The following is a 19121-nucleotide window of genomic DNA, read 5'->3' as shown; positions in this document are numbered from 1 at the left end:
TCAGGAGTGTTGCCATGCACGAACAAGATTACGCAGTCAGCCACGCGCAGGTCGAGCAGCTGGAAGTCAGCCGCGTTCTGCGCAACACCTATGGCCTGCTGGCCATGACGCTGGCCTTCAGCGGCCTGGTGGCCTATGTAGCACAGCAGATGCGTGTCCCTTACCCAAGCTTCTTCGTGGTGCTGATCGGCTTTTACGGCCTGTTCTTTCTCGCCGCCAAGCTGCGCAACTCGCCCTGGGGCCTAGTGGCGACATTCGCCCTGACCGGTTTCATGGGTTACACCCTCGGCCCGATCCTCAACCGCTACCTGGATATGCCCAACGGCGGCGAAGTCGTCAGCTCGGCGTTTGCCATGACTGCCCTGGTGTTTTGTGGTCTGTCGGCCTACGTGCTGACCACGCGTAAGGACATGAGCTTCCTGGCTGGCTTTATCACCGCCGGCTTCTTTGTGCTGATCGGCGCCACGCTGGCGAGCATGTTCTTCCAGATCAGCGGCCTGCAACTGGCGATCAGCGCCGGCTTTGTGCTGTTCTCCTCGGTCTGCATCCTGTTCCAGACCAGCGCCATCATTCATGGCGGCGAGCGTAACTACATCATGGCCACGATCAGCCTGTACGTGTCCATCTACAACCTGTTCGTCAGCCTGCTGCAGTTGCTGGGCATCGCCGGCAGCGACGATTGATCGATTCCCGCTGTTAGAAAAGCCCGCTTCGGCGGGCTTTTTCATGCCGGCGGCGAGCAACTTGTGTGTTCAGGCCGTATCATTCCGGCTGAATCTCCCTTGCTGGGTATGCCATGAAGTTTGCCATCGCCCTCTTCTCCCCGCCGCACGCACCCTCCTCGCGGCGCGCCTTGCGCTTTGCCCAGGCCGCATTGGCGGGCGGGCATGAAATCGTGCGACTGTTTTTCTATCAGGATGGCGTGTACAGCGCCGCGGGCAATGTGGTGACACCCCAGGATGAGCTGGACCTGTCAGCTGAATGGGCGACCTTCGTCCGCCAGCAGCGACTCGATGGCGTGGTGTGCATCGCCGCCGCCTTGCGTCGTGGCGTGCTGAATGAGGAGGAGGCGCAACGCTACCAACGCGGCGGCGCCAACCTGGCCCAGCCCTGGGAGCTTTCCGGCCTAGGGCAACTGCATGAGGCGGCGCAGCTGGCCGATCGCCTGGTCTGTTTCGGAGGCCCTTGAGATGGCCAAATCACTCCTGATCATCTGCCGCCAGGCGCCCTGGTCCGGCCCCGCTGCCCGCGAGGCACTGGATATCGCCCTGGCCGGCGGCGCCTTCGACCTGCCTATCGGCCTGCTATTTCTCGACGACGGGGTTTTCCAGCTTGCCCAGGCCCAGCAGGCCAGCGCATTGCAGCAGAAAGACCTGACCGCCAACCTCCAGGCCCTGCCGCTGTTTGGCGTCGAGTCGCTCTACGCCTGCGCGCGCAGCCTGCAGGAACGCGGCCTGGAGACCCAGGCCCTGAATTTGCCGGTGGAAAGCCTGGATGATGCGGCGCTGGCCACCCTTATCGACCATTACGACCAGGTGATCACCCTCTGATGGCCACCCTGCATATCCTCTCCCATTCACCGTTCAGCGACAGCCGCCTGAGCAGTTGCCTGCGCCTGCTCGGCCCCGCGGATGCGCTGCTGCTGACGGGCGATGCGACCTACGCCCTGCAGCCCGGCAGCGCCCACCTGCAAGCGCTGGAACTGATGCCCGCCAGCATCGCGTTGTTTGCCCTCGACGAAGACCTGCACGCCCGCGCCCTAAGTGGCCCGGCCCGCCTGCAGGCGCTCGACTACCCGGGCTTTGTCGACATCTGCACGCGCTTTGCCAAGGTCAACAGCTGGCTATGAGTGCATTGATAGTCGATCGGCGCAGTATCGCGCTGGACAAAGACGGCTACCTGCTCGAGCTGAGCGACTGGTCGCCGGCTGTCGCCGAAGCCCTGGCCGCGCAGGAAGCATTGCCGCTGAGCGCCGAGCACTGGGAAGTCCTGCAACTGCTGCGGGCTTTCTATGGCGAATTCCAGCTTTCTCCGGCCACCCGCCCGCTGATCAAGTATGTGGCGCTGAAACTCGGACCGGAAAAAGGCAACAGCCTGCATCTCAACCGCCTGTTCAAGGGCACCCCAGCCAAACTCGCCGCCAAACTGGCGGGCCTGCCGAAGCCGACCAATTGCCTATGAATCCGCAGCCTCTGACTCTGACCACCCCAGCCGAGCACCCTTTCGCCCATTACGTGCGCATCCTCGGTAAAGGCAAGCGTGGCGCCCGTAACATGACCCAGGACGAAGCCCGCGAGGCGATGGGCATGCTGCTCGATGGCACAGTCGAAGACACCCAACTGGGCGCCTTTCTGATGCTGATGCGCTACAAGGAGGAAAGCCCCGAGGAGTTGGCCGGCTTCACCCAGGCCGTGCGCGCGCGTCTGGGCGCCCCGGCCCTCGCCGTTGACCTGGACTGGCCGACCTACGCCGGCAAGAAACGCCACCTGCCCTGGTACCTGCTGGCCGCCAAGTGCCTGGCCAACAACGGTGTGCGCATCCTGATGCATGGCGGCGGCGCGCACACTGCCGGACGGCTGTACAGCGAGCAGTTGCTCGAATTGCTGGGCATCCCGCTTTGCCGCGACTGGCCGTCGGTCGGCCAGGCGCTCGAGCGGCAGAACCTCGCGTTCAGCCCGCTGGCAGACTGGATGCCGCAACTGCAACGGATGATCGACCTGCGCAACACCCTGGGCCTGCGTTCGCCGATCCACTCCCTAACCCGCGTGCTCAACCCACTCAACGCGCGCTGCGGCCTGCAGAGCATCTTCCATCCGGGCTATCAGGCGGCGCACCGCGAGGCCTGCCAGTTGCTCGGCGACCACAGCATCGTGATCAAAGGTGATGGCGGCGAGATCGAAATCAATCCGGATGTCGGCTCGCACCTGTACGGCACGACCGGCGGCAGCAACTGGGATGAGGAATGGCCGGCGCTTTCGGCGCAGCGCCACGTCAAACCGGAAAGGCTTGATCCGGAACATCTGCGCGCCTTCTGGAAGGGCGAAGTCGAAGACGACTATGGCCGCCTGGCGGTGCAAGCCACAATGGCGCTGGCTCTACGCGGGCTAGGCACGCCGCGTGAAGAGGCGTTCGCGCAAGCTCAGCAGTTCTGGGATGCGCGCAATCAACCGATTTAATCGATCCTGAAGGCGTAGAGTTTGCGCCATTCGTTCGAATTCTTAACGCGGTAGCCTGGACGCCCCATGGTGGAAAACCGCTATGCGGATTTTCCACCCCACTCAACTACACCTGTTCTTGAGCACCTTCGAACCAGGCCAACTTGTCCCGCAAGGTCACCACTTCACCGACTATCACCAGCGTCGGCGCATGCACCTCATGCTGCGCCACCAGTTCCGGCAGGTTGGCCAAGGTACCGGTGAACACGCGCTGCTTGGCAGTGGTGCCCTGCTGAATCAACGCGGCCGGAGTCGTGCTGGCGCGTCCGTGCTTGATCAGCTGCTCGCAGATAAGCGGCAACCCTACCAAACCCATGTAGAACACCAGGGTTTGCCCTGGCGCAACGAGGTCGCCCCAAGGCAGATCGCAACTGCCATCCTTCAAATGACCGGTGACAAAGCGCACTGACTGGGCATAGTCGCGGTGGGTCAGCGGAATACCGGCATAGGCCGCGCAACCGCTGGCGGCGGTGATGCCCGGCACCACCTGGAAGGGGATGCCGTTGGCGGCCAACTCCTCGATCTCTTCACCACCACGGCCAAAAATAAAGGGATCGCCGCCCTTCAAGCGCAATACGCGCTTGCCTTGCTGCGCCAGCTCGACCAACTGCTGGTTGAGCTCCTCTTGCGGCAGGGCATGTTCGGCGCGCTGCTTACCGACATAGATGCGCTCGGCATCCCGTCGGCACAGCTCGATGATCGCCGGCGCGACCAAACGGTCGTACAGCACTACGTCGGCCTGCTGCATCAAACGCAAGGCGCGGAAGGTCAGGAGATCGGGATCGCCAGGGCCGGCACCAACCAGATAGACCTCACCGAGCCCCGTGGGGGCGGCGCCACTGAGTTTGGCTTGCAGCAGTTTCTCGGCTTCGGCGCCCTGCCCGGCCAACATGCGCTCGGCGATTGGGCCCTGGAACACGTCCTCCCAGAACACCCGGCGCTGCTGCAGATTGGGAAACCGATCTTTGGCCTGGCTACGGAAACGCTTGGCCAACCCTGCCAGCTGGCCATAGCTGGCTGGAATCCAGGTTTCCAGCTTGGCGCGAATCAGGCGTGCCAGCACTGGCGCATCGCCACCACTGGAGACCGCCATCAGCAATGGCGAACGGTCGACAATGGCCGGAAAAATAACGCTGCACAGGGCCGGCGCATCGACCACATTGACCGGCAGGCCACGGCCGCGAGCATCGTGCGACACCCTGGCATTCAATGGCTCGTCATCGGTGGCGGCGATAACCAACACGCAGCCCTCCAGATCACTTGCAACATAGCCGCGCTCATGCAGCTCACCACCGCTCTGCTCGACCAGATCGACCAGTTGCGCCTCGATCTGCGGCGCCACCACGCGCACAACAGCACCGGTGTCAGTTAGCAGGCGCGATTTGCGCAAGGCAATTTCGCCGCCACCAACCACCAATACGCGCTGTCCGCGCAGGTTATGAAACAGCGGCAAAAAATCCATTTAACCTATTACCTCGATGCCGCCCATATAGGGCTTGAGCACTTCCGGTACACGGATCGAGCCGTCGGCTTGCTGGTAGTTTTCCAGCACGGCGACCAAGGTCCGGCCAACCGCCAGACCCGAGCCGTTCAGTGTGTGTACCAGCTCCGGTTTGCCGGTTTCCGGGTTACGCCAGCGCGCCTGCATGCGCCGGGCCTGGAAGTCGCCACAGTTGGAGCAGGAGGAAATCTCGCGATACTTGTCCTGGCTCGGCACCCAGACTTCCAGGTCATAGGTCTTGCTGGCGCTGAAGCCCATGTCGCCGGTGCACAGAGCCAGCACACGGTACGGTAGCTCGAGCAGCTGCAAGACCTTCTCGGCGTTGCCGGTCAGGCTTTCCAGCGCTTCATAGGATTTGCTCGGTTCAACGATCTGCACCATCTCGACCTTGTCGAACTGGTGCTGACGGATCATGCCGCGGGTGTCGCGGCCGGAAGCACCCGCCTCACTGCGAAAGCACGGGGTATGCGCGACAAATTTCAGCGGTAGCTGCTTAACGTCGAGAATCTCGTCGCTGACGATATTGGTCAGCGAAACCTCGGCCGTCGGGATCAGGTAGAGGTCGGCTTCGCCGTCGCGACTGATCTTGAACAGGTCATCTTCGAACTTCGGCAGCTGGCCCGTGCCCTGCAGCGCTGGCGCCTGTACCAGGTAAGGCGTGTAAGCCTCTTCGTAGCCATGCTCGCCGGTGTGCAGGTTGATCATGAACTGCGACAGCGCGCGGTGCAGACGGGCAATGGGGCCGCGCAGCAAGGCGAAACGTGCGCCCGAGAGCTTGGCAGCGCGCTCAAAGTCCAACCAGCCGTGCAATTCACCCAGGGCCACATGGTCTTTGATCTCAAAGTCGAAAACCTTCGGTGTGCCCCAGCTGCGTACCTCGAGGTTGCTTTCCTCATCGTCGCCGACTGGCACCGACTCGTGGGGCAGGTTGGGAATGCCCAGCAGAATGGAGTCGAGCTCGACCTGGATCGCATCCAGCTCTTGCTTGCCGCTGCTCAGCTCGTTGGCCATGCGATCGACGTCGGCCATCAGCGGACCGATATCCTCACCGCGGGCTTTGGCCTGACCGATGGATTTGGAACGCGCATTGCGCTCGGCCTGCAGTTGCTCGGTGCGGCTCTGTACGCTTTTGCGCTGGGCTTCCAGCCCTTCGATACGCGCCACATCCAGTTCATAACCGCGGGCAGCCAGACGCTCGGCGATGGCCTGCAGTTCAGTACGTATCAGTTTGGGATCAAGCATGTTCGTCTCTCATCATCAGAGTTTGGTCAGGGACAAGCCCGCCCAGGTGGCGAGCAGGCCGCCGAGCACGCTGAGTGCCACATAGCCAAGAGCTAGCGGCAACTGCCCGCTTTCCAGCAAGCGCAGCGTGTCGAGGGAAAAGGAGGAAAAGGTCGTCAGCCCACCGAGAAAGCCGACGATCAAACCGGCGCGCAACTCCAGCGGTATATCCGGGCGGAGCAAGAACAGGCCATAGAGGTAGCCGATCAGCAGACAACCGACAAGATTGACCAGCAGCGTGCCGACGTTGAAGTGCTGCGGCCAATGGGCGCTGATCCAATTGGCGGTGGCAAAGCGCAATAAGGTGCCCGCTGTACCGCCTACGGCGACCGCAAGAATCACTCGGATCATGGCTTTCTCCGTTGCCGCGGACTGGCGCGATCCTGCGCCGCGAGATGATTCAGCTTGTCACGGATCTTCAGCTCCAGGCCGCGTGGCACCGGCTGGTAGTAACTGCGCGGTTCAAGGCTGTCCGGAAAGTAATCTTCGCCAGCGGCGTAGGCCTCCGGTTCATCGTGGGCATAGCGGTATTCGTCGCCATAACCCAGTTCTTTCATCAATTTGGTCGGGGCATTGCGCAGATGCAGCGGTACTTCCAGCGAACCATGCTCAGCGGCATCCCGCAGCGCGGCGTTGAAGGCGTTGTAGACCGCGTTGCTCTTCGGCGCGCAGGCCAGATACACGATGGCTTGCGCCACCGCCAGCTCGCCTTCCGGGCTGCCCAAGCGCTCCTGCACATCCCAGGCGGACAGGCACAGGCTCAGCGCCCGCGGGTCGGCGTTGCCAATATCTTCACTGGCCATACGCACCACCCGACGGGCGATATACAGCGGGTCGCAGCCACCGTCGAGCATGCGCGCGAACCAATACAAGGCGCCGTCCGGGCTGGAGCCGCGGACCGACTTATGCAGTGCGGAAATCTGGTCATAGAAGGCTTCGCCGCCCTTATCGAAACGACGACGGCTGTCACCCAGCAGGTTCTGCAACAGCTCGACGCTGATCTCGCTGTCGTCTTCGGCCAGATCGGCGGCGTTCTCGAGGAAGTTCAGCAACCGTCGACCATCGCCATCGGCGGCCGCCAGGAGAATCTTGAAGCTGTCTTCCGGCAAGCTCAAGCGGCGATCGCCCAAGCCTTTCGGCTCGTTCAGGGCGCGCGCTACCAGTTTGCGCAGCGCCTGTTCATCCAGGCTTTTCAGCACATAGACGCGAGCGCGGGAAAGCAGCGCGTTGTTCAGCTCGAACGAGGGGTTCTCGGTGGTCGCGCCGATGAAGATCAGCGTGCCGTCTTCCACGTAGGGGAGAAAGGCATCCTGCTGCGACTTGTTGAAGCGATGCACTTCATCGACGAAGAGAATGGTTCGCCGGCCGTACTGCGCGGCATGCTGCTGGGCGATCTCCACTGCCTGACGGATTTCCTTCACCCCGGACAGCACCGCCGAGAGCGTTTCGAAATGCGCATCGGAAACCTGCGCCAGCAACCGCGCCAGGGTGGTTTTGCCGACACCCGGCGGGCCCCAGAAGATCATCGAGTGCAGCGCACCCTGCTCCAGCGCCTCGCGCAGCGGCTTGCCACGGGCCAGCAGGTGTTCCTGACCGACGTACTCGTCCAAGCTGGCTGCACGCAGGCGGGCGGCCAGGGGTTGAGCGACGGGGGTATTACGGAACAGGTCCATGGGCTGCGGTCGGCACCTCTTACTCTTGAATCACATCAGCGCCGGCCGGGATATCGAAAGTGAACTGGCCGGCGTCCAGCGCCACGTTCATCTTCACCCCGAGGAACAGAATATTAGTGCGCTGGCCGACACTGTCGATCAACTGCATGTCGTTGATCACGCCCTTGCGGAAGGACAGACGCAGGTTATCGAACAGCGTGTCCTTGGCTTTCGGCTTGAGGGTGAAGTCCACCACATCGCCGGCTTCTTTGAAGCTGATGTCGAAGTTCTGGCGAATCTGCGAAACATCCCCGGAAAGCAGCAAGGCCGGCGTGTGAGTCAAGCGCTGGTCGAGCTTCTGAATCGTCACTTGTTGCAGATCCGGGTCATACAACCAGACCTTCTGACCATTGGACACCAGCAACTGCTCTTGCGGAGCGTCGGTGTGCCAACGGAACAAGCCCGGACGCTTCAAGGCCAGTTCACCAGCCGTTTCCTGCAGCTGCGTGCCGGTACCGTCCAGGGTCAGCTGGGAGAAACGCGCAGTGATGGTCTGCGCCTGGCTGAGCAGTTGGGTCAGGCGCTGAACGGCGGCCTCGTCGTCGGCCTGGGCTGGGATGACGGCAAAAGCCATGGCTGCCAGCAACAGCATGCGGATCAGGCGCATGTAAATCCTCATTGAATCCATGGGTAGGCGTTAATCGCGAGTCGGGCCCGGAGCAATCACTTCACGGGAGCCGTTGGTGTTCATAGATGTCACTACGCCGGCCATCTCCATGGCTTCGACCATTCGCGCGGCGCGGTTGTAGCCAATTTTCAGCTTGCGCTGTACGGCGGAGATCGAAGCTCGACGGCTCTCGGTCACGAAGCGCACGGCTTCGTCATACAGCGGATCATCCTCACTGCCTTCGCTGCCACCTTCGCCACTGCCGCCGTCGAAGCCGCTGCCAGCCTCTTCCACGCCGGCGAGAATGTCCTCGATGTAATCGGGCGCGCCGCGCAGTTTCCAGGCCTCAACCACCCGATGAACCTCTTCGTCGGAAACGAAGGCGCCGTGCACGCGAATCGGCAGACCGGTGCCCGGCGGCAGATAGAGCATGTCACCGTGGCCGAGCAGCTGTTCCGCCCCGCCCTGGTCGAGAATGGTCCGCGAATCGATCTTGCTGGAGACCTGGAACGCCATGCGCGTCGGGATGTTGGCTTTGATCAGGCCGGTGATCACATCCACCGACGGCCGCTGAGTGGCGAGAATCAGGTGAATACCCGCGGCCCGTGCCTTCTGGGCGATACGCGCGATCAGCTCTTCGACCTTCTTGCCGACGATCATCATCATGTCGGCGAATTCGTCGACCACCACCACTATGGTTGGCAGGGTCTTCAGCAGTGGCGCTTCGTCGTGGATGCTTTCGCGCTTATACAGCGGATCGACCAGCGGCTCACCCGCCTCTTCTGCATCCTTCACCTTGCGGTTGAAGCCGGCAAGGTTGCGCACCCCCATTTTCGACATCAGCTTATAGCGCCGCTCCATCTCGGCAACGCTCCAGCGCAGGGCGTTGGCAGCCTCTTTCATGTCGGTCACGACTGGGCAGAGCAAGTGCGGAATGCCTTCGTAGATCGACAGCTCAAGCATTTTTGGGTCGATCATGATCAGCCGGGCATCTTCTGGCCCGGACTTGAACAGAATCGACAGGATCATGGCATTCACGCCCACCGACTTACCGGAACCGGTGGTACCGGCGACCAGCAGGTGTGGCATCCGCGCCAGGTCGGTAATCACCGGGCGGCCGCCGATGTCATGCCCCAGCGCCAGGGTCACCGGCGATTTGGCTTCGTCGTACTCGGGGGAGGACAGCACCTCCGAGAAACGCACGATCTGGCGGTCTTCGTTAGGTATCTCGATACCCACAGTGGTTTTACCTGGGATAACTTCCACCACCCGCACGCTGATCACCGCCAGCGAGCGCGCCAGATCCTTGGCCAAACCAGAGATGCGGCTGACTTTGATCCCGGCAGCCGGCTGGATTTCGAAACGGGTAATCACCGGGCCCGGATGCACGGACTCGACGATAACCTCGACGCCGAACTCTTTGAGCTTGATCTCCAGCAGGCGCGACATGGCCTCCAGGGACTCAGGGGAATACTTCTTCTGCTTCTTCTCGGCCGCATCGAGGATGGAAATCGGTGGCAAGGTGCCCTCGACCGCGCTATCGACGAACAGCGGCGCTTGCTTCTCTTTCTGCACGCGCTTGCTCGGCTCAGCGGCTTTAGGCACCGCAGGCGGGGTAATCACCGGTGCCGGGCGCTTCTCGCGCTCGCTCATATGTTTGCTCAGAGCTTCTTCGCGCTCGATCAGACGCTCTTTGACCTTCGCCTGTTCACGCCGGTCATGCACCATCGGTGCGGCCACTTCGCTGACGCGAGCATCGACTTCGCGCAACTGGGCAACCAACTGCTTACGCTCGACCCGCGCACTCCACCAGTTGTTGGTGGCGTTTTGGATCAGCTCGAACAGATCGAGGGTGATCTTGCCGGTCAGATCCATGACCTTGAACCAGGACAGGTCGCTAAACACCGTCAGGCCAAACAGAAACAAGGCGATAAACAGCAAGGTGCTGCCCTGCACATTCAGCGCCGAAACAGCCAACTGCCCCAGGCTCTCACCCAAGGCACCGCCAGCGGAAGCAGGCATGCTGGGGCCCGAATGAAAGTGGATATAGGCCAAGGCCGCACCGGACAACACCAGGAACACCAGACCAATCAGCCGCCAGGAAAACAACCAGCCACTCCACTGCCAGGGCTGGTGACGGCTGCGGAAGACCTGGAAGGTCTTCACCGCCAACAGCAGTGGAAACAGATAGGCGAAATAACCGAGGGCCATGAACAGGATATCGGCAAACCATGCACCGGCGCGGCCAGCGGCGTTCTGAACCTGCACGACATTGCTGGTATGGGTCCAGCCCGGGTCATTCTGATCGTAGGTCAGCAGCGCCATCCAAAGATAAAGGCAGAGTGCACCCAGCGCGATCAGCGCACCTTCCTTGAGCCGGTAGTGCAGTTGCTGACGCCAAACTGCTGCTTGAGCGGTGGTGGTGGAATTCTTCAAAACGCGTCTTTTCCTGCGCCTACGGCGCGCCCAACAATCGATTGACGGCGAAAATTTGGCCTATTGTACGGGTTTGCCCGCCTGATGCCACGCCGCGCGGCAGGCTTATGGCGCGTTTTGCCGGCCTCTCCCGCTTCGGTGTAGCATAGCCAACAGCACTTTCCGTGCGGCTCAATTTGAGCACGCATTCTCTTTTGTGACAAAGGCTTATGAGGTGTTTATATGAGCGAAGTCAAGCATTCACGCCTGATCATCCTGGGCTCCGGCCCCGCCGGCTACAGCGCTGCCGTATACGCCGCCCGCGCCAACCTCAAGCCCCTGATGATCACCGGCATCCAGCCCGGCGGCCAGCTCACCACCACCATCGAGGTGGACAACTGGCCAGGTGACATCGAAGGCCTGACCGGCCCGGTGCTGATGGAGCGTATGCAGAAGCATGCCGAGCGCTTCGATACCGAGATCGTCTACGACCACATCCACACCGCCGAGTTGCAGCAGCGCCCCTTCATCCTCAAGGGCGACAGCGGCACCTACAGCTGCGACGCACTGATTATCGCCACCGGCGCCTCCGCCCAGTACCTCGGCCTGCCGTCGGAAGAAGCCTTTGCCGGCAAGGGCGTTTCCGCCTGCGCCACCTGTGACGGCTTCTTCTATCGCAACCAAGTGGTGGCGGTAGTCGGCGGCGGCAACACCGCCGTGGAAGAGGCGCTGTACCTGGCCAATATCGCCAAGGAAGTGCACCTGGTGCATCGTCGCGACAAGCTGCGCTCCGAGAAAATACTGCAGGATAAGCTGTTCGAGAAAGCCGCCAACGGCAATATCCGCCTGCACTGGAACCAAAACCTGGATGAAATACTGGGCGACGCCAGCGGCGTAACCGGTGCCCGCTTGCGAGACAGCAACACCGACGAGACCACAGAGCTAGCGCTGACCGGCGTGTTTATCGCCATCGGCCACAAACCCAACACCGATCTGTTCCAGGGCCAACTGGAGATGCATAACGGCTACCTGCTGATCAAGGGCGGCAGCGAAGGCAATGCCACGGCTACCAGCATCGAAGGTGTCTTCGCCGCCGGGGACGTCGCCGACCACGTCTACCGCCAGGCCATCACCTCGGCAGGCGCGGGCTGCATGGCCGCACTGGATGTCGAAAAATTCCTCGACATCGGCAACTGAGCCCTTCAGGTGGGCGCCCAGCGCCCACCTCCGCCCCACCCTCTCGGCCATAGCCCACCATGCTGACCTGGCTCCAGCGCAACACCCTGGACTTTCCCTCTCTCGACAAAGCCCTACGCGAGCCCAACGGGCTGCTTGCGGCCGGCGGCGACCTGAGCGCCGACCGCCTGGTGCAGGCCTACCGTCACGGCTGCTTTCCCTGGTATCAGGAAGGGCAGCCGATTCTCTGGTGGTCACCGGATCCACGCACCGTGCTATTTCCGAGCGAACTCCACATTTCACGCAGCCTGAACAAGACCCTGCGCCAAGCCCGCTATCAGGTAACCTTCGATCGGGATTTCGCTGCCGTGATCCACGCCTGCGCAGCTCCGCGCACCCATGCCGACGGCACCTGGATCACCTCCAGCATGCAAGCGGCGTATCTGGAATTGCATCGGCGCGGCATTGCCCACTCGGTCGAAGTCAGGCTCGATGGGGAACTGGTCGGCGGGCTTTATGGGTTGGCGATGGGCCAACTGTTCTTCGGCGAATCCATGTTCAGTCGAGCCGATAACGCCTCGAAGGTTGGCTTTGCCACGCTGATCGAGCACCTGAGGGACTGGGGATTTGTGCTGATCGACTGCCAAATGCCCACTCAGCACCTACAGAGCTTTGGCGCCCGCGCCATTCCTCGCGTGGAGTTCGCTGACTACTTGGCCCGCCACCTGAATCAAGCGAATACCGCGGACTGGCTTGCCTAGGCGAGTCCGGCAGCCTGGCATACACTTACTCTAAGGTTCCCTTGAGGGTTCACCATGACCGAGTTGGCTCGCCTCAAGTTTTACGCCACTCTGCCACACCCCTGCAGCTATCTGCCCGAGGAACAGGCCACAACGCTGTTTCTTGACCCCAGCCAGCCAATGGACGTGGAGGTCTACGCTGAGCTTTCGGAAATGGGTTTTCGCCGCAGCGGCGATCACCTCTACCGCCCACATTGCCAACGCTGCACAGCCTGTGTGCCGGCGCGCATTCCTGCGGCGCAATTCACCCCCAACCGCCAGCAGCGACGAATCCTCAAACGCAACGAAGAGCTTCAGGTTCGTGCCGTGCGCCCAGCCTTCAATGAAGAGTATTACGCGCTCTACGCGCGCTATATCGAGCAGCGCCACGCCGATGGCGACATGTATCCACCCAATCGCGATCAATTCGCCACCTTCTTGGTGCGCGACCTGCCTTTTTCCCGTTTTTACGAGTTCCGGCTGTCCGGTCGCCTACTCGCGGTCGCCGTAACCGACGTACTGCCCAATGGCCTTTCCGCGGTGTACACCTTCTACGACCCCGACGAGGAGCGCCGTAGCCTGGGCCGTTATGCCATCCTCTGGCAGATTGGCGAAACCGTCCGCCTAGGCTTGCAGGCGGTCTATCTCGGCTATTGGATCAAGAACTGCCGGAAGATGAACTACAAGACCCAATACCGCCCCATCGAGCTGTTCGTCAATCAGCGCTGGATAACCCTCTCCTAGGCTCTGAGCCTAATTACCTTGGCGGGCGGGCCTATTTTCGGGCACAATGCACGCCGCTTTTGCCTGGCGCCAGTTGCACCGGGCCATTCATTGGATACCGAGGGCTTTACTGCATGTCGAAAGAAGACAGCTTCGAAATGGAAGGCACTGTCGTCGACACCCTGCCCAACACCATGTTCCGTGTGGAGTTGGAAAATGGGCACGTCGTAACCGCGCACATTTCCGGCAAGATGCGCAAGAACTACATCCGCATCCTGACCGGCGACAAAGTACGTGTTGAATTGACGCCCTACGACTTGAGCAAGGGCCGCATTACTTACCGCGCGCGCTAAGCCAGTCCCAATGAAAACGCCCGGCAATTGCCGGGCGTTTTCATTTCTCGCTAGCTGATGACTACGCCAGTTCAGCCGTGGTCTCGAAGTCAAAAGTCAGCTCGCCATCCTTCACATCGATATGCACGACACCGCCATGCTCAGCCAATTCGCCGAAAAGAATTTCCTCGGCTAGCGGGCGCTTGATCTTGTCCTGAATCAGGCGAGCCATTGGTCGAGCGCCCATCTGCGCATCATAGCCGCCAGCCGCCAGCCAACTACGCGCCGCATCACTGACCTCAAGCGTGACATGCTTATCCTCCAGTTGCGCCTGCAACTCGGTGAGGAACTTGTCCACCACACTCTTGATCACTTCGTGGCTCAGGCGACCAAACTGGATAATGGTGTCCAGCCGATTACGGAACTCCGGCGAAAAACTCTTCTTGATCACCTCCATCGCATCCGTGGAGTGATCTTGATGGGTGAAGCCGATAGAGGCTCGCGCCGCGGTTTCCGCGCCAGCATTGGTGGTCATGATCACGATGACGTTGCGGAAATCCGCCTTGCGCCCATTGTTGTCGGTCAGGGTGCCGTGATCCATCACCTGCAACAGCAAGTTAAAGACCTCCGGATGTGCCTTCTCGATTTCATCCAGGAGCAGCACGCAATGCGGCATCTTGGTGATGGCCTCGGTCAGCAAACCGCCCTGATCGAAACCGACATAGCCCGGCGGCGCGCCGATCAGACGCGAAACCGTATGGCGCTCCATGTACTCGGACATGTCGAAACGCACCAACTCGATCCCCATCGCCTTGGCCAACTGCCGCGCAGCTTCAGTCTTACCGACGCCAGTAGGACCGGCGAAGAGGAACGAACCCACCGGTTTATCCGGTGACTTCAACCCCGCGCGGGACAACTTGATCGCCGTGGACAGCGAGTCGATCGCAGCATCCTGGCCGAACACCGTCAGCTTGAGGTCGCGCTCCAGATTACGCAGCAACTCCTTATCCGAGCTGGTGACATGCTTAGGTGGAATACGGGCGATTTTCGCGACGATATCCTCCACATGCGCCACTTCGATGCGTTTAACGCGCCTCTCTAACGGCTGCAGACGCTGGTAGGCGCCCGCCTCATCGATCACATCGATAGCCTTGTCCGGCATATGGCGATCGTTGATATAGCGCGATGCCAGTTCAGCCGCAGCTCGCAGCGACTCATCGCTGTACTCGATGCTGTGATGCTGCTCAAAGCGCGCCTTGAGACCGCGCAGAATGCCAATGGTGTCTTCCACCGAAGGCTCGGTCACATCCACTTTCTGGAACCGCCGCGCCAGCGCTCGATCCTTCTCGAAGATCCCGCGAAACTCTTGGAACGTAGTCGAGCCGATGCAACGGATTTCCCCGGAAGACAACATCGGTTTGAGCAGATTGGACGCATCCATCACGCCACCGGATGCCGCGCCAGCACCGATGATGGTGTGAATTTCATCGATGAACAGAATCGCATGCGGGCGCTTGCGCAATTCGTTGAGCAAGGCCTTGAAACGCTTCTCGAAGTCACCGCGATACTTGGTGCCAGCCAATAAAGCGCCGAGATCAAGGGAATACACCACGCTATCCGCCAGTAGATCCGGCACCTGGCTGTCGACGATACGCTTAGCCAGACCTTCGGCGATGGCCGTCTTGCCGACACCCGCCTCGCCCACCAACAGCGGATTATTCTTACGCCGCCGCGCGAGGATCTGCGCGACGCGCTCAACTTCCAGCTCACGCCCAACCAGAGGGTCGATACGACCCAGGCGCGCCAACTCATTCAGGTTGCTGGCATAGGCATCCAGCGGATTGCTTGAGGAGGAAGACTCGCCACCCTCGTCATCCTGCATTTCCTGATCACTTTCCGAATGATCGGCATGCCCTGGAACTTTGGAGATACCGTGAGCGATGAAGTTGACCACATCGATACGGGCAACAGTTTGCTGTTTAAGCAGGAATACGGCCTGACTCTCCTGCTCGCTAAAGATCGCCACCAGCACATTGGCGCCGGTTACTTCGCGCTTGCCTGAACTCTGCACATGGAAAACCGCGCGCTGCAGTACACGCTGGAAGCCCAGTGTTGGCTGAGTTTCACGCTCCTCATCGTGCTGAGGAATCAACGGCGTGGTGGAGTCGATGAATTCCTGCAGATCATGCCGCAGCTTATCTAGGTTGGCGCCGCAAGCGCGCAGGACACTGGCAGCGGCTTCGTTGTCCAATAGCGCCAACAGAAGGTGCTCAACCGTCATGAACTCATGGCGCTTGGTGCGGGCCTCCTTGAAGGCCAGATTGAGGGTGACTTCGAGCTCTCGATTTAACATAGCTTCACCTCATACCCAAGCAGTCGGAATTAACCGTCCTTCTCGATCTCACAGAGTAGTGGATGCTGGCTTTCTCTCGCGTATTGGTTGACCTGCATAGCCTTGGTCTCGGCGATATCGCGGGTAAACACTCCACATACTGCCCGCCCCTCTGTGTGGACGGTCAGCATGATCTTGGTCGCCAGTTCCCGATTCAGGTTGAAAAACACCTCGAGCACTTCGACCACGAAATCCATTGGCGTGTAGTCATCGTTAAATAAAACCACCTTATACATAGGCGGCGCCTGCAGCGCCGGCTTGGCTTCCTGCACAGCCAAACCGGTGGAATCATCCTCGTGTGATGCGGGATGATCCTGATTGAATGTTAGTCGAATCTGGCTACTTACACGCATGCTGGAATGAAAGGTTCGTAGTTGAATGACTGGGATGCTAGACAGATTTTGACCGACTTCTCAGGCGGTCACAGCATTGCCTTGACTATCAGCAAAACGGTGTTACAAACAGAGAATACCCATTTCCGGGTATAAGGGGTTCCGCGCCCTCGCCAAAATCGGTTGATTCGCGCGCGGAGTCGAAATGGATGATACCCCAGTGATGGGGTTCTTTGCAGAGGGATATCAGCATGCTTAGCGGTAAGGTCAAGTGGTTCAACAACGCCAAAGGTTATGGATTTATCCTGGCTGACGGCCGAGATGAGGACCTGTTCGCCCACTACTCGGCTATCCAGATGGACGGCTATAAGACGCTTAAAGCTGGCCAACCGGTAAGCTTCGATATTATTCAGGGCCCCAAGGGGCTGCACGCCGTCAATATCAGCTCGATCGCGCTATCGACTGAAACACCCGCCACTGTCAGCCAGTCACAAGGCGCCACGACTGAAGCCTGACCTCAGGTAGAGTTCAAAAGCATAAAAAAGGCCGGTCAAATGACCGGCCTTTTTTTGTTGCCGCTAATCAGCTCACATGTGAGCGATCATGGCATCGCCGAACTGCGAGCAAGACTGCAGCTTGGCGCCTTCCATCAAGCGCTCGAAGTCGTAAGTCACGGTCTTCGCGGCGATAGCACCTTCAGTGCCCTTGATCAGTAAGTCAGCAGCTTCGACCCAGCCCATGTGACGCAGCATCATCTCGGCAGAGAGGATCAGCGAACCCGGGTTGACCTTATCCTGGCCGGCATACTTCGGCGCAGTACCGTGAGTCGCCTCGAACATGGCAATAGTGTCAGACAGGTTGGCACCCGGCGCGATACCGATGCCGCCCACTTCGGCCGCCAGGGCGTCGGAAAGGTAGTCACCGTTCAGGTTCAGGGTCGCGATCACATCGTATTCAGCCGGACGCAGCAGGATCTGCTGCAGCATGGCGTCAGCGATGGCGTCCTTAACCACGATGTTCTTGCCAGTGTTCGGGTTCTTGAATTGCATCCAAGGGCCGCCGTCCAGCAACTCCGCGCCAAATTCGTTCTTGGCGATTTCGTAGCCCCAATCCTTGAAGGCACCTTCGGTGAACTTCATGATGTTGCCTTTGTGCACAATGGTCAGCGAGTCACGATTGTTGTCGACCACATACTGCAGTGCCTTGCGGACCAGACGCTGGGTACCTTGCTTGGACACCGGCTTGATGCCGATGCCGCAATCGGTATCGAAGCGGATTTTCTTGACGCCCATTTCCTCTTTGAGGAACTTGATGACCTTTTCCGCTTCCGGCGAACCGGCTTTCCACTCGATGCCGGCGTAAATATCTTCGGAGTTCTCGCGGAAGATGGTCATGTCGACATCTTGCGGCTTCTTAACCGGGCTGGGCACACCGGTGAACCAACGCACCGGGCGCAGGCAGACGTACAGGTCGAGCTCTTGACGCAGCGCCACGTTCAGCGAACGAATACCACCGCCAACAGGCGTGGTCAGCGGACCCTTGATGGACACCACGTAATCGCGCACGGCCTCCAGAGTTTCCTTTGGCAACCAAGTGTCTTGATCGTAAACCTGGGTAGCCTTCTCACCGGCATAGACTTCCATCCAGGAGATCTTGCGCGTGCCGCCGTAAGCCTTGCTCACTGCAGCATCTACCACCTTGATCATGACTGGGCTGATATCTACGCCAATGCCGTCACCCTCGATGTAAGGGATGATCGGATTGTTCGGCACATTCAGGGACATATCGGCATTAACGGTGATTTTGTCACCGGTTGCTGGCACCTGGATCTTTTGGTATCCCATGCTGGACTCCGTTGTTTTCGTGGTCTGACATCCCGCTACGCGGATGGCGCGCGGATGGATCTTTTTGGCTCTCGAAAAGGCGAATCATTTTTGTAGTTTTTCTACAGAAAGTCACGCACTTTCCATCATTCGGTCGACTTGATATAGATCTGCGACAGCCTGAAATCGGCCATTTACACCGACATGTAGTCAAACTACATAAGCGCTACAGGCCTATTGAATCGGGCGCTATTCAATCTAGCAGCTCACCCGCGGATTACTCCCTCTACTCGCTCCGCGGCAATGCACAGGCTAACATCCCCGGCCCGTTAAAGGAGACTCGTATGCGTTTCATCCCTCGCGTCACCGTGGCCACAGTGGTCGAAGATCAAGGGCGCTTTCTGTTGGTCGAGGAAATGGCCAACGGCCGCGCCGTATTTAATCAGCCTGCCGGCCACTTGGAAGCCGACGAAAGTCTGATACAGGCGGCCTTGCGCGAAACCCTCGAAGAGACCGGCTGGGACATAGAGCTGACCGCGGTGACCGGCATCTACCTGTACACCGCCCCGAGCAATGGCGTGACCTACCAGCGCATTTGCTTTGCCGGGCGGCCGCTGCAGCAGCGCCCCGAGCACCCGCTGGATGACGGCATCATCGGCCCTCGCTGGCTGACCCGCGCAGAACTGGTCGCCCAGCCGGAGCGCTGGCGCAGCGAGCTGGTGTTGCGCTGCATTGACGATTACCTGGCCGGCGAACGCTTCCCGCTCACGCTGCTGCGCGGTTCGGCTTAAATCGCCGCTTGGCAACCTCGCCTGATAGAATTGCGTTTTTTC

At 60.2% G+C, this 19121-nt stretch carries 21 protein-coding genes; 12 read left to right on the top strand and 9 right to left on the bottom strand.

Features of this window, described 5'->3' with window-relative positions:
- Positions 1-14 precede the first annotated feature (14 nt).
- The 6 genes from FFS12_RS12800 to FFS12_RS12775 all read left to right on the top strand — a co-directional run bounded on the left by FFS12_RS12800 (position 15) and on the right by FFS12_RS12775 (position 3176).
- On the top strand, positions 15-683 hold the full coding sequence (locus tag FFS12_RS12800) for a Bax inhibitor-1/YccA family protein (protein ID WP_137887173.1): 669 nt from the start codon (positions 15-17) through the stop codon (positions 681-683).
- Positions 684-796: 113 nt separating this feature from the next.
- Positions 797-1189: a sulfurtransferase complex subunit TusD gene (gene tusD / locus FFS12_RS12795; protein ID WP_137887172.1), complete on the top strand. Its 393-nt coding sequence runs from the start codon at positions 797-799 to the stop codon at positions 1187-1189.
- A gap of 1 nt (position 1190) precedes the next feature.
- Complete coding sequence (gene tusC, locus FFS12_RS12790; protein ID WP_137887171.1) at positions 1191-1550, top strand: sulfurtransferase complex subunit TusC; 360 nt, start codon at positions 1191-1193, stop codon at positions 1548-1550.
- On the top strand, positions 1550-1849 hold the full coding sequence (gene tusB, locus FFS12_RS12785) for a sulfurtransferase complex subunit TusB (RefSeq protein ID WP_137887170.1): 300 nt from the start codon (positions 1550-1552) through the stop codon (positions 1847-1849). Before tusC ends, tusB begins: the two co-directional genes overlap by 1 nt.
- Positions 1846-2181, top strand: a complete 336-nt coding sequence (locus tag FFS12_RS12780) for a TusE/DsrC/DsvC family sulfur relay protein (RefSeq protein ID WP_137887169.1) — start codon at positions 1846-1848, stop codon at positions 2179-2181. Before tusB ends, FFS12_RS12780 begins: the two co-directional genes overlap by 4 nt.
- Positions 2178-3176 carry a glycosyl transferase family protein gene (locus FFS12_RS12775; protein ID WP_137887168.1) on the top strand — a complete coding sequence of 333 codons (999 nt, stop codon included), beginning with the start codon at positions 2178-2180 and terminating at the stop codon, positions 3174-3176. The genes FFS12_RS12780 and FFS12_RS12775 overlap by 4 nt, the downstream gene beginning before the upstream one ends.
- Before the next feature lie 106 nt (positions 3177-3282).
- On the opposite strand, the gene cysG is transcribed toward FFS12_RS12775, so the two are convergent.
- From cysG to ftsK, 6 genes are read right to left on the bottom strand one after another with little or no spacing between them, the layout of a single operon-like run.
- The gene (gene cysG, locus FFS12_RS12770) at positions 3283-4677 is read right to left on the bottom strand and encodes a siroheme synthase CysG (protein ID WP_137887167.1); all 1395 of its coding nucleotides are present in this window, start codon (positions 4675-4677) and stop codon (positions 3283-3285) included.
- A complete protein-coding gene (gene serS, locus FFS12_RS12765; RefSeq protein WP_137887166.1) occupies positions 4678-5958 on the bottom strand; it encodes a serine--tRNA ligase in 1281 nt (426 codons plus the stop codon).
- A gap of 15 nt (positions 5959-5973) precedes the next feature.
- Complete coding sequence (crcB, locus tag FFS12_RS12760) at positions 5974-6348, bottom strand: fluoride efflux transporter CrcB (protein ID WP_137887165.1); 375 nt, start codon at positions 6346-6348, stop codon at positions 5974-5976.
- The gene (locus FFS12_RS12755) at positions 6345-7670 is read right to left on the bottom strand and encodes a replication-associated recombination protein A (protein ID WP_137887164.1); all 1326 of its coding nucleotides are present in this window, start codon (positions 7668-7670) and stop codon (positions 6345-6347) included. The genes crcB and FFS12_RS12755 overlap by 4 nt, the downstream gene beginning before the upstream one ends.
- 19 nt (positions 7671-7689) lie before the next feature.
- Entirely contained in the window at positions 7690-8316 is a 627-nt protein-coding gene (lolA, locus tag FFS12_RS12750; RefSeq protein ID WP_137887163.1) for an outer membrane lipoprotein chaperone LolA, read from the bottom strand.
- A 30-nt stretch (positions 8317-8346) separates the two neighbouring features.
- On the bottom strand, positions 8347-10794 hold the full coding sequence (ftsK, locus tag FFS12_RS12745) for a DNA translocase FtsK (protein ID WP_171011872.1): 2448 nt from the start codon (positions 10792-10794) through the stop codon (positions 8347-8349).
- 180 nt (positions 10795-10974) lie between these two features.
- Here ftsK and trxB point away from each other — a divergent pair, with 180 nt between their 5' ends.
- The 4 genes from trxB (at position 10975) to infA (ending at position 13762) form a co-directional block, all read left to right on the top strand.
- The gene (gene trxB / locus FFS12_RS12740; protein WP_137887161.1) at positions 10975-11928 is read left to right on the top strand and encodes a thioredoxin-disulfide reductase; all 954 of its coding nucleotides are present in this window, start codon (positions 10975-10977) and stop codon (positions 11926-11928) included.
- A gap of 59 nt (positions 11929-11987) precedes the next feature.
- Positions 11988-12668, top strand: a complete 681-nt coding sequence (gene aat / locus FFS12_RS12735) for a leucyl/phenylalanyl-tRNA--protein transferase (RefSeq protein ID WP_137887160.1) — start codon at positions 11988-11990, stop codon at positions 12666-12668.
- Positions 12669-12722: 54 nt separating this feature from the next.
- Positions 12723-13430: an arginyltransferase gene (locus FFS12_RS12730; protein WP_137887159.1), complete on the top strand. Its 708-nt coding sequence runs from the start codon at positions 12723-12725 to the stop codon at positions 13428-13430.
- Positions 13431-13543: 113 nt separating this feature from the next.
- Positions 13544-13762 carry a translation initiation factor IF-1 gene (infA, locus tag FFS12_RS12725; protein WP_002553999.1) on the top strand — a complete coding sequence of 73 codons (219 nt, stop codon included), beginning with the start codon at positions 13544-13546 and terminating at the stop codon, positions 13760-13762.
- 61 nt (positions 13763-13823) lie between these two features.
- Here infA and clpA read toward each other — a convergent pair whose 3' ends face one another.
- Entirely contained in the window at positions 13824-16094 is a 2271-nt protein-coding gene (clpA, locus tag FFS12_RS12720; RefSeq protein ID WP_137887158.1) for an ATP-dependent Clp protease ATP-binding subunit ClpA, read from the bottom strand.
- A gap of 29 nt (positions 16095-16123) precedes the next feature.
- Positions 16124-16486: an ATP-dependent Clp protease adapter ClpS gene (gene clpS / locus FFS12_RS12715; RefSeq protein WP_119952144.1), complete on the bottom strand. Its 363-nt coding sequence runs from the start codon at positions 16484-16486 to the stop codon at positions 16124-16126.
- A 230-nt stretch (positions 16487-16716) separates the two neighbouring features.
- On the opposite strand from clpS, the gene cspD reads away from it, so the two are divergent.
- Positions 16717-16980 carry a cold shock domain-containing protein CspD gene (gene cspD, locus FFS12_RS12710; protein ID WP_137887157.1) on the top strand — a complete coding sequence of 88 codons (264 nt, stop codon included), beginning with the start codon at positions 16717-16719 and terminating at the stop codon, positions 16978-16980.
- Between the two features lie 72 nt (positions 16981-17052).
- On the opposite strand, the gene icd is transcribed toward cspD, so the two are convergent.
- Positions 17053-18309, bottom strand: a complete 1257-nt coding sequence (icd, locus tag FFS12_RS12705; RefSeq protein WP_137887156.1) for an NADP-dependent isocitrate dehydrogenase — start codon at positions 18307-18309, stop codon at positions 17053-17055.
- A gap of 323 nt (positions 18310-18632) precedes the next feature.
- On the opposite strand from icd, the gene FFS12_RS12700 reads away from it, so the two are divergent.
- The gene (locus FFS12_RS12700; protein ID WP_137887155.1) at positions 18633-19079 is read left to right on the top strand and encodes an NUDIX hydrolase; all 447 of its coding nucleotides are present in this window, start codon (positions 18633-18635) and stop codon (positions 19077-19079) included.
- Positions 19080-19121: the final 42 nt, after the last annotated feature.

Origin of the sequence: Pseudomonas sp. 2FE (assembly GCF_005503735.1) — a bacterium.
Lineage (GTDB): Bacteria > Pseudomonadota > Gammaproteobacteria > Pseudomonadales > Pseudomonadaceae > Aquipseudomonas.
The sequence above is the reverse complement of the archived record's forward strand: the minus strand, read 5'-3'. Positions and strand labels throughout refer to the sequence as shown.